The 2,495-nt window shown below is 64.0% G+C and carries 2 protein-coding genes; one reads left to right on the top strand and one right to left on the bottom strand.

The genetic code is table 11. The features are described 5' to 3' along the window. Positions 1–70: 70 nt before the first annotated feature. Positions 71–1,294: an MFS transporter gene (locus tag AC0L2P_RS32050; RefSeq protein WP_473507224.1), complete on the bottom strand. Its 1,224-nt coding sequence runs from the start codon at positions 1,292–1,294 to the stop codon at positions 71–73. A 90-nt stretch (positions 1,295–1,384) separates the two neighbouring features. On the opposite strand from AC0L2P_RS32050, the gene AC0L2P_RS32045 reads away from it, so the two are divergent. Next, complete coding sequence (locus AC0L2P_RS32045; protein ID WP_473507223.1) at positions 1,385–2,356, top strand: AraC family transcriptional regulator; 972 nt, start codon at positions 1,385–1,387, stop codon at positions 2,354–2,356. The last annotated feature ends 139 nt before the right edge of the window (positions 2,357–2,495 follow it).

Raw genomic sequence — 2,495 nt, 5'->3', positions numbered from 1 at the left:
TCCTCGCAAACGCTCTCCTCAAGGCGCAGAGAAAATGGGCCCCTAAAACCCCTTGATCAAAACGGATACTTTAGGCCTTGGCGTCGTCGATCGGCTTGGGGCCAAGGAAGAACGCCGCCAGTGCCGCAAGCAACGTCGCCGCCGCGCAATAGGCGAAGGCGCTGGCAACGCCCGTATTGTCGACCAGCAGGCCGCCGAAGACGGCGCCCAACGCGATGGCGACCTGGAATGTCATAACCATCAGCCCGCCGGCGCTTTCCGCCTGATCGGGGGCGGCCCGCACCAGCCAGGTCTGCAGCCCGACTGGGACAGCGCCGAAGGCAAAGCCCCAGCTGGCGACTGCTATTGCAGCCACCACGGGTGAGCCTCCGACCACCAGCAGCAGGAGCGCCGAAAACGCGATCAGCAGAGGCGCCAGGCTGACGGCTGCCTTGAGGCTGCGCTCGGCAATGAAGCCGCCGGCAAAATTGCCGAAGAAGCCACCAATGCCGTAGGCGAGCAGCACAAGCGAGATCGTCTCGATGTCCAGCGCGGGAACCTTTTCGAGAAACGGGCGGACATAGGTGAAACCGGCAAAGTGTCCCGAGGCGACCAGCAGCACCACCAGCAGTGCCACCCTGATCATCGGCCGCTTCATGACCTCCAGCAGCGTGCCAAAACCTGCCGTACCTGCCGGCGGCAGCTTCGGAATGGTAGCCACCTGCACCAGCAGCGCCAGCGCGCCGACCACGGCGGCGATCATGAACGCCGTCCGCCATCCCCAGATGTCGCCGACATAGGCGCCGACCGGAGCCGCACAGACCGTCGCCACCGAGACGCCGGTGAGGATGATCGACATGGCGCGCGGCATCAGCCGCATCGGAACGAGCCGCATCGCCATGGCTGCCGACATCGACCAGAAGCCGCCAAGACTGATCCCGAGCATGATGCGGGCGATCAGAAGAACGGGAAGCGACGATGCAAACGCGGCTACCAGGTTTGATAGCACAAGCAGCACCGTCAGCGCCCACATGACCAGCCTGCGGTCCAGCCGCTTGGTGACAATGGCCATGGTCGGCGCCGCAACCGCCCCAATGACGGCGGTGGCCGTTACCGCCTGTCCGGCGGCGCCTTCGGTAATGCCGAGATCCTGCGCAAGCGGCGTCAGCAGGCTGGCCGGCAGAAATTCCGCCGTCACCAGGCCGAAGACTCCGAGCGCCAGGGACACCACCGCCCCCCACGCGGGCTCGGATCGTTCGCCGGTTTCCGATGGGTCGAGAACGGCGTCCATGACGCCTGTCGCGGGTTCGGTCATGAGGGATCTCCGGTCTGTTGCAGCGCAGCATCTGGCTGCAGTGCAACATAGGGAGTGACTGGCTGGAGTTTCCATGCTAGAAACACCATTATGCTTGACCGTTCGTCCAAAATTCCAATCACCGGCGATCCGCTGACAGACATATTGCGCGGATTGCGTCTCGAAGGCGTCGATTACGGCCGTTGCGAGATGAAGGAACCCTGGGGCATCCATTTTCCGGCTCAGCCGGCGGCACGGTTTCATTTCATCGGTCGCAAAGGCTGCTGGTTGCTGCAGCCGTCCGGCGACTGGGTCGAGTTCAAAGCGGGCGACGCTGCCTTGCTGCCGCGCGGTTCAGCCCACACGCTGGCGAGTGAGCCGGGTATCGAGGCGGCGCCGGTCCACGGCTATGAGGTCGAGGAAATTTGCAAGAATGTCTATTGCATGTCGAATGAGGGCGTGCCCGGCTGCCGTCCGGGGACCTTGCTGTTTTTCGGCAGCATGTATTTCAATCTCGACGGCTTGCACCCCTTGCTCGGCATGATGCCGGACGTGATGCGCGCGCATGAGTTGGAAGCCTATGAGCCAGGCATCCCGCATTTGCTGGAAGCGATGGCCCGCGAGGTCACGATGGAGCGCGTCGGCTCCGGCGGCATCCTGGCGCGGCTGGCCGATGTGCTCGCCGCGACCGTCATCCGCTCATGGGTCGAGCGCGGCTGCGGCGACTCTTCCGGTTGGATTGCGGCGGTCAGGGACCGCGAGATCGGCCGGGTGCTGGCCGCAATCCATCTGGAACCGAACCGCGACTGGACGGTGGAGGCTCTGGCGAAGATGATGGGCGCCTCGCGATCAAGTTTCGCCGAGCGCTTCGCCACTATTGTCGGCGAAACGCCGGCAAAGTACGTCACGCAGGTGCGAATGCACCAGGCGAGGCAATGGCTGGCCCGTGACCGGCTCAAGATTTCCGTCGTCGCGGCCCGACTCGGCTACGAATCCGACGCCTCCTTCAGCCGCGCCTTCAAGCGGGTCATCGGATCGCCGCCCAGCCATTTCCGGGCCGAGGAAGAGGCGGAGATCCGCTAATGCATGCCGCGCCAAAGCATGCCCTCGGGCTTGACCCGAGGGTGTGCAGCGGCTTTGCGGTAACGACATGCATCAAAACAACAACCTAAAGCGCGTCGCATTGAGGCCGGTCGAACGCGACGCGCTTGTCTTATGACAT

This window comes from Mesorhizobium sp. WSM4836 (assembly GCF_055811815.1).
This window is presented reverse-complemented; position numbering and strand designations above follow the sequence as displayed.

Coding starts and splice junctions, on each gene's coding strand:
- AC0L2P_RS32045 (WP_473507223.1), top strand. CDS start 1,385: ATGCTTGACCGTTCGTCCAAAATTCCAATCACCGGCGATCCGCTGACA.
- AC0L2P_RS32050 (WP_473507224.1), bottom strand. CDS start 1,294: ATGACCGAACCCGCGACAGGCGTCATGGACGCCGTTCTCGACCCATCG.